Source organism: Acetobacter okinawensis JCM 25146 (genome assembly GCF_000613865.1).
Lineage (GTDB): Bacteria > Pseudomonadota > Alphaproteobacteria > Acetobacterales > Acetobacteraceae > Acetobacter > Acetobacter okinawensis.
Genome location: NZ_BAJU01000070.1, coordinates 1 through 7,335 on the forward strand (window position 1 = coordinate 1; position 7,335 = coordinate 7,335).

Below are 7,335 nucleotides of genomic sequence, written 5' to 3' on the forward strand. Positions count from 1 at the left end.
CCGCCGGGGCGGTGGTATGCGGTGCGGGGGCACCCCGTCTGGGCAATACGGCCTCCCTCGCCTTGGCGGGGCGGCGCGCGCAGGGGCAGCTTATGCGGCTTGATCTGGATGGGGTCTGTGTTTCAGCCGGGTCGGCCTGTTCGTCGGGTAAGGTCGCGTTTTCGCACGTGCTGGACGCTATGGGGCTGGGGGAACTGGCCGGGCAGGCCATACGCGTATCCTTGCCGTGGAACACGCAGGAGGCGGATGTGGAGCGGTTTGTGCAAAGTTATACACGCATGGCGGTAGGCGCCGGTCTGGCGCTGGCATAGGTGGGGGGCGGCATGGCGGCATTGTATTTTGACCACGCGGCCACCACACCGTGCGACCCACGTGTGCAGGCAGTTCTGCTGCGTGCTCTGGCGGAGGAGAACGGCAACCCGCACAGTACCACCCACGCCAGCGGCACCCGTGCGGCACAGATGGTGGAGCAGGCCCGTGCGGAGGTTGCCGCCCTGCTGGGGGCCGAGGCGCGTGAGATTGTGTTTACCTCGGGGGCGACCGAGTCCAACAATCTGGCCATCAAGGGGGCCATGCGGCATCTGGCGGCGCAGGGGAGCGCGCGCCGCAGGGTTATTACCGTGGCGACCGAGCATAAATGTGTGCTCCAGAGTGTAGAGGATCTGGCGCAGGAAGGGTTTGAGCCGGTTGTTCTGCCGGTCAATGCCCAAGGGGTGCTGGAGCCGGATGTACTGGCGACAGCTTTAGCGGATGCACCGACCGCGCTGGTCTCCATTGCCGCGGCCAATAACGAGACCGGGGTGCTCCAGGACCTTGCCGCACTGGGTGCTCTGGTCACGCAGGCGGGCGCTCTGCTCCATACCGATCTGGCGCAGGCGGCAGGCAAGATTGCGCTGGACCTGCACCATCTGCCCGTGGCCCTTGCCTCTGTCTCCAGCCACAAGCTGTATGGGCCAAAGGGGGCAGGTGCGCTGTATGTGCGCCGCCGCCCCCGTGTGCGGCTGACGCCCCTGTTCTCGGGCGGTGGGCAGGAGCGGGGTTTGCGCTCGGGTACTGCCGGGCTTTTTGCTGGCGGGGTTTGGGGCGGCCTGCCGCATTGCGCAGGCGGATATGGCGCGTGATGGCGCACATCTGGCTGCGTTGCAGGCCCTGTTTGTCGCACGGTTGCAGGTGCGGTTGCCGGGGTGTGTGGTCAATGCGCAGGAGGCGGCACGCCTGCCGGGTATTTTCAGCCTGCGTCTGCCGCCTGACCTGCGCGCCGCAGATGTGCTGGAGGCCATGCCCGAGCTTGAGGTTTCGCTCGGTTCGGCCTGCTCTTCAGCGGAGCTGGCCCCGTCTTATGTGCTGGAAGCCATGGGCCTGAGCTTTGATGAGGCAGGAAGAAGCTTGCGTCTGTCCCCCGGACGTTTTACCTCCACCGCCGAAGCAGAACGCGCGGCGGACAGTCTGGCACAGGCTGCCTTGCAGGTTCGGGCCACGCCCCCGCGGGCCAGACCCACAGCATAAGGCCAATTTAAACCGGCCGTAGCCGCCATGATAATTTTTGGCAGGATGGAAACCAATGCCCCAGATGACGTTTGTTGAGCAGGACGGAACAGAACGCACGGTTGATGCCCCTGTTGGCCTGTCCGTGCTGGAAATCGCCCACAAGCACGATGTGGACCTTGAAGGGGCCTGCGAAGGCTCGCTCGCCTGCGCGACCTGCCACGTGGTGGTGGACCCGGCATGGGCGGACAAGCTGAGTGCCCCCACCGATGATGAGGAAGACATGCTGGACCTTGCCTTTGGTCTGGAAAAAACCTCACGCCTTGGCTGCCAGATTGTTATGACCGAAGCACTGGATGGTCTGGTTGTGCGCCTGCCCAGCAAGGCCTGATACCGATTATTAAAGGGGAAGGATAACCCGCCCATGCGTATTCTTGTTGCCATGTCCGGAGGGGTGGACAGTTCCGTGGTGGCTGCCCGGCTGCTGGAGGAAGGGCACGAGGTCGTGGGCGCGACCCTTCAGCTTTACGATTCCAGAGGGGTGGCCAAAAAAGGTGCATGCTGCGCAGGGCAGGACATCCGCGATGCCCGCGCCGTGGCCGACCGTCTGGGGTTCCCGCATTATGTCATTGACGCCGAGCGCCGGTTTCAGGACAGCGTGATCGAACGCTTTGCCGATGCCTATGCCGCGGGCGAGACTCCGGTCCCCTGCGTTGCCTGCAATCAGGGCGTCAAATTTACCGACCTGCTGGGACTGGCGAAGGAAATCGGGGCAGAGGCCATGGCCACCGGCCACTACGTGCGCCGTGTGGAAGGCCCGCAGGGGGCCGAACTGCACCGCCCTGTGGACGAGGCGCGTGACCAGAGCTGGTTCCTGTTTGCCACCACGCGCGCGCAGCTGGATTTTTTACGCTTCCCCCTGGGCGACATGCCCGACAAGGCCGCCGTACGGCAGGAGGCCGAGCGCTACGGACTGGTTGTGGCGGGCAAGCCCGACAGCCAGGACCTCTGCTTTGTCAGCGATGGCTCCTACGTGGACCTTGTCGAGCGTATGCACCCCGAAATGGCAGGCCCGGGCGAGATTGTGGACCAGTCCGGCCATGTTGTGGGCGCGCACGAAGGGGTCATGCGCTTTACCGTGGGGCAGAGCAAACGGTTGGGCAATGCCGCGCGCCTTCAGGGGGAACGGCAGATGGTGGTGGGGGTCGAACCCGGCCGCAAACGTGTGATTATTGGCCCACGCGCCCACGCATTTGTCAGCGCCCTGTCCGTGCGGGATGTGAACTGGCTGGTGGACGCCCCGCCAGAAGGGCTTGTGTGCAAGGTGCAGATGCGTGCGCGTGAGGAGCCACGCACCGCCCGCGTGCTGCCCACCCCCGATGGGGCAACCGTGCTGCTGGACGCACCCGCCATGCCCGCCCCCGGTCAGGCCTGCGTGTTTTATCAGGGAAGCCGGATTCTGGGTGGCGGGTTCATTCGCCGGACGGAGCAGCCGGTTACGGTGTAAACTCAGGAACAGGGAGTGCTGGCGCATGGCCGAAGGTCGTCTGGTTATCGGAACACAGCGTTATTCATCATGGTCGCTGCGGGGCTGGCTCTGCGTGCGTCTGGCTGGGCTGGATGTGGCGGTGCAGGTTGTGCCACTCGCCGGTGGCGGGCAGACCACAGCGCTTAAAACCCTCTCCCCCAATGGGTGTGTGCCGTATCTGGAGCATAAGGACGCGGTGGTGTGGGACTCGCTCTCCATTGCCGAATACTGTGCCGAGCACCATGGTTTTCTATGGCCGACGGACCGGGTTGCACGGGCATGGGCGCGCTCCGCTGCTGCGGAAATGCATTCCGGCTTCCGGGCCGTGCGCTCGGCATTCCCCATGAATCTGGGGCGCAACCGGCCGCTGCCCACCCCGCTGGGGGAGGATGTGCTCAAGGATATTGCGCGCATCAACGCTATCTGGACCGAGGGTGCGGGCCGTGGCGGGCCATTCCTGTGCGGGCCGGGTATGGGGAATGTGGATGCCATGTTCGCCCCTGTTGTGTGCCGTTTTCTCTCCTACGACGTGCCGGGGCTTTCTCCCACGGCTCATGCCTACATGCAGGCCGTGCGCCACCACCCCCTGATGGAGGAGTGGTATGCCGCCGCTGCGCGTGAGCCGGTGGCATGGCAGCTGGATATGTATGAAGCACTGGCCTGAGCCAGCACCATGATGCTCAGCCGGGGGCAGGGCTAGGCATGTCCACCCCCACACCTGCGCATGTGGCCCAGCCCGTAACCGCCCCCCACAGGCCGTTACGGGTCATGACTGTTCTGCCCCCGCGTGAGCGGTTTGCTGCGGCGGAGGCAGGGGCCATAGCGCTGCTGGTGCGCCGCATGGCCGGTGTAGGCGAGGTTGTGGTGGGGAGTGCCCCTGCTACCCGTGCGTTTGCCGATGTGCCTTTTGTGCCGGTTCCTCCAGCCCTGTTTGCTCTTGGGACCATGGGGCGCTACCGGGCGGGGGTCGCTCGGCTTGTTGGTAGCATCCGCCCCGATCTGGTGGAGGTGCATAACCGGCCGGATCTGGCGCTGGCTATCAGTCGGCGTTTTCCCCACATGCCGCTGGTGCTGGTGTTGCATAATGACCCGTGTGGCATGCGTGGGGCCAAAACCGCGCGGGAACGTACGGTGCTGGCAGGCAAAATGGCGGTTGTGGCCGTGTCGGGCTGGCTGCGGGCGCGGTTTCTGGCGCAGGGTGCTCAGGGGTGTGTTACGGTTCTGCCCAACGCGCTTGACCTTGCGGCCCTGCCTGCCCCCGCCCCCGTGCGGGACAGGACCGTGCTGTTTGCAGGGCGTGTTGTGGCGGACAAGGGAGTGGATGCGTTTGTCGCGGCCTGTGCGGCCCTGCTGCCCCGCTACCCGACATGGCAGGCCACCATTATTGGGGCAGACAGGTTTGGCCCAGCATCTCCCCAGACAGATTTTCTCGCCCGTTTGCAGGAGCAGGCGCGCGTAGCTGGGGTCAGCATGGCGGGTTATCAGCCCCATGCGCAGGTTTTGCAGGCCATGAGCCACGCCGCCATTGTGGTAGTGCCCAGCCGGTGGGCCGAGCCTTTTGGCATGGCCGCACTGGAGGCCATGGGGTGTGGGGCTGCTGTGCTGACGTCACGCAATGGCGGGTTGCCCGAGGTTGCGGGGCAGGCAGCACTCTATGCCAGCCCGGATGACCTGCCGGGCATGGTGGCAGCACTGGAGCGCCTGATGGCCGATGCCACGTTACGTGCGCAACTGGGGCAGGCGGGTCTGGCCCGTGCGCGGTTGTTTGACAGTGCAGTGCTGCGGCCTGAACGCCAGATTTTTCAGACCCGCGTTGTGCAGGTCTGGCCGCATGTCAGCCGCTTGGCGCAAGGGTAAGGCTCAGGCAGGCGCGCTGGGGTGTGGCTTTTTGCATCTGAAGCCGGGTGTAGAGTGTGTTCCAGATGCTGTGTTGGCTGCGCGTTCTGGGCGGGTGGCTTGTCAGGCCGGGGACGGCTGCCAGCCGCAGGCGCGCAGGGCGGGCTGCATGCCGGTGCGCGGTGGAGCGGTTACGGTAATGCCGTTTTCAAGGGGTAAATGCAGGCTTCTGGCCAGCAGGTGCAGGCCTGCGGGGCTGGCGGTGCCGTAAAGGGCATCGCCCACAATGGGCCAGCCCATGGCCGCACAATGCACACGGGCCTGATGGGTTCGCCCGGTTTCAAGTTCCAGTTCCAGCCAGCTTGTGTGTGCGCTCTGTCCCAGCACCCGCCATGTGGTGGCTGCTGGAGCGCCTGTGGCTGCCACCTGTACGGACCAGCCCGCTCTGGTGCTGGTCTTGAGCAGGGGCAGGTCAATGCGCCCGGTCTGGGCGCGTGGCACACCATTCACCACGGCCCAGTAAGTTTTGCGCGCGGTTTTGGTGGCAAAGGCCTGCTGCATGGCCAGCAGGGGCTGCTTGCGTAGGGCTATGGCTAGGCAGCCTGAGGTATCGGTATCCAGCCGGTGGGCCAGCCACGGCCCGTCCTTGCGGCGGGAGAGCAGGGGGAACCAGTCCTCCACACATGCGCCACCGCCGGGGCCGGTGTGTACGGGCAGGCCCGCGGGCTTGTCCACAATCACCACATGGCTGCTCTGGTAGAGCAGGGGCGGCAGGGCCGGAGGGGAGGGGGGCATTCAGTCCTCTTCCCGCGCGGCGCCGACCAGCACCTTGCGGCGGCCTACATGGTCGGCACGGCTGATAATGCCTTCCTTTTCCATCTGCTCAATCAGCTTGGCCGCGCGGTTGTAGCCAATGGAGAGATGGCGCTGGATAAAGGAGGTGGAAGCCTTGCCCTCCCGCGTGACAATGTCCACTGCCTCGCTGTACATATCGGCTTCGGCATTTTCGTTCCCGCTGGCGCGGCTGCCAGCGCTGGAGGACGCATTTTCCTCCATGGGGTCGGCCAGAACGTCCTCATCATAGATCGGCTCGCCCTGTTCCTTGAGGAAGTTGACGACCTGCTCCACCTCGCTATCGGCCACAAACGGGCCATGCACGCGGGTAATGCGCCCCCCGCCCTGCATGAACAGCATATCCCCCTGACCCAGAAGCTGCTCCGCTCCCTGCTCGCCCAGAATGGTGCGGCTGTCGAACTTGCTGATAACCTGAAAGGAGATACGGGTGGGGAAGTTGGCCTTGATGGTGCCCGTAATCACATCCACCGAGGGGCGCTGCGTTGCCATGATGACGTGAATACCCGCAGCACGCGCCTTTTGCGCCAGCCGCTGCACGCAGGCGTCAATTTCCTTGCCTGCGGTCATCATCAGGTCGGCCATTTCGTCAATAATGACGACAATATAGGGCATGGGGTCGAGGGTGACGGACTGCTCCTCAAACACCGGGTTGCCGGTTTCGGGGTCAAAGCCGGTCTGCACGCGGCGGACCACGACCTCCCCATCTGCGCGGGCTTCACTCGCACGGGCGTTGTAGCCGGCAATGTTACGCACCTGCATGTGCGCCATGGTGCGGTAACGGCGGTCCATCTCCCGCACGACCCATTTGAGCGCGTTTACGGCCTTTGGCGGTTCGGTCACAACCGGGGTCAGCAGGTGGGGGATGCCATCGTAAATGGAGAGCTCAAGCACCTTGGGGTCAATCATGATCAGCCTGCACTCATCAGGCGAGAGCCGGTAGAGCAGGGACAGGATCATGGCGTTCACACCCACCGACTTGCCCGAGCCGGTGGTGCCCGCGACCAGCAGGTGCGGCATGCGCGCAAGGTCGGAGAACATGGGCTCGCCCGCAATATCCTTGCCAAGGGCGAGGGGGAGCTGGCCCGTATCCTCGCGCCATGTGGGCTGGTTGAGCAGCTCGGACAGGTAGACCGTCTCACGCGTCTGGTTGGGAACTTCAATCCCCATCACGTTGCGACCGGGGACTGTGGCAATACGCACGCTCAGCACGGAGAGCGAGCGCGCCCACGTCGTCCGCCAGCCCGATAATACGGGCCGAGCGAATACCCGGTGCGGGTTCCAGCTCATAGAGTGTGACCACGGGTCCGGCACTCATGCCTACAATGCGGCCCTGCACGCCGTAATCGGCCAGAACCTGCTCCAGCATGCGGGCGGTGGCGTTCAGCAGTTCGGGCGAGGGGCCGGTGTGGGCGTTGCTGGGTGCAGCGCGCAGCAGGCTCATGGGGGGGAGTTCCCACCCGCCTTTGCGCGCGGCGGTCCGTTCCGGGGTGGGAGTGGTGTTTTCGGTCTGGCTGGCCCCGGCAAACAGGCGGCCGAGCAGGCCGCTTCTGGCGGGTTTTTCTGCTAGTGGGGCCGGTGTTGTGGTTGCGGGGAGAATAAAGCCGGGGTCTGCCTGTGTGGCGGGGAGTGGA

At 65.0% G+C, this 7,335-nt stretch carries 5 protein-coding genes and 3 pseudogenes; 6 read left to right on the plus strand and 2 right to left on the minus strand.

Going from position 1 to position 7,335, the window contains the following annotated elements:
* The 6 genes and pseudogenes from JCM25146_RS20040 to JCM25146_RS15100 all read left to right on the plus strand — a co-directional run.
* Nucleotides 1–311, plus strand: a pseudogene (locus JCM25146_RS20040) (aminotransferase class V-fold PLP-dependent enzyme); the annotation flags it as partial.
* Nucleotides 312–323: 12 nt separating this feature from the next.
* Nucleotides 324–1,506 (plus strand): annotated as a pseudogene (locus JCM25146_RS20045) (cysteine desulfurase family protein).
* Nucleotides 1,507–1,561: 55 nt separating this feature from the next.
* A complete protein-coding gene (locus tag JCM25146_RS15085; RefSeq protein ID WP_025829054.1) occupies nt 1,562–1,876 on the plus strand; it encodes a ferredoxin family 2Fe-2S iron-sulfur cluster binding protein in 315 nt (104 codons plus the stop codon).
* A gap of 33 nt (nt 1,877–1,909) precedes the next feature.
* Complete coding sequence (gene mnmA, locus JCM25146_RS15090; protein WP_025829055.1) at nt 1,910–2,992, plus strand: tRNA 2-thiouridine(34) synthase MnmA; 1,083 nt, start codon at nt 1,910–1,912, stop codon at nt 2,990–2,992.
* 25 nt (nt 2,993–3,017) lie between these two features.
* Nucleotides 3,018–3,677, plus strand: coding sequence for a glutathione S-transferase family protein (locus tag JCM25146_RS15095; protein ID WP_025829057.1), 660 nt, complete (start codon nt 3,018–3,020; stop codon nt 3,675–3,677).
* 38 nt (nt 3,678–3,715) lie between these two features.
* On the plus strand, nt 3,716–4,870 hold the full coding sequence (locus tag JCM25146_RS15100; protein WP_051544329.1) for a glycosyltransferase family 4 protein: 1,155 nt from the start codon (nt 3,716–3,718) through the stop codon (nt 4,868–4,870).
* A 102-nt stretch (nt 4,871–4,972) separates the two neighbouring features.
* Here the strand turns inward: JCM25146_RS15100 and JCM25146_RS20050 are convergent, their stop codons facing one another.
* On the minus strand, nt 4,973–5,644 hold the full coding sequence (locus JCM25146_RS20050; RefSeq protein ID WP_035372784.1) for an RluA family pseudouridine synthase: 672 nt from the start codon (nt 5,642–5,644) through the stop codon (nt 4,973–4,975).
* Nucleotides 5,645–7,335 (minus strand): annotated as a pseudogene (locus JCM25146_RS20055) (DNA translocase FtsK); the annotation flags it as partial. It lies immediately after the preceding gene.

Excerpts from the sequence above, each read along its gene's own strand:
- JCM25146_RS15085 (WP_025829054.1), top strand. The coding sequence starts at position 1,562 with ATGCCCCAGATGACGTTTGTTGAGCAGGACGGAACAGAACGCACGGTT.
- mnmA (WP_025829055.1), top strand. The coding sequence starts at position 1,910 with ATGCGTATTCTTGTTGCCATGTCCGGAGGGGTGGACAGTTCCGTGGTG.
- JCM25146_RS15095 (WP_025829057.1), top strand. The coding sequence starts at position 3,018 with ATGGCCGAAGGTCGTCTGGTTATCGGAACACAGCGTTATTCATCATGG.
- JCM25146_RS15100 (WP_051544329.1), top strand. The coding sequence starts at position 3,716 with ATGTCCACCCCCACACCTGCGCATGTGGCCCAGCCCGTAACCGCCCCC.
- JCM25146_RS20050 (WP_035372784.1), bottom strand. The coding sequence starts at position 5,644 with ATGCCCCCCTCCCCTCCGGCCCTGCCGCCCCTGCTCTACCAGAGCAGC.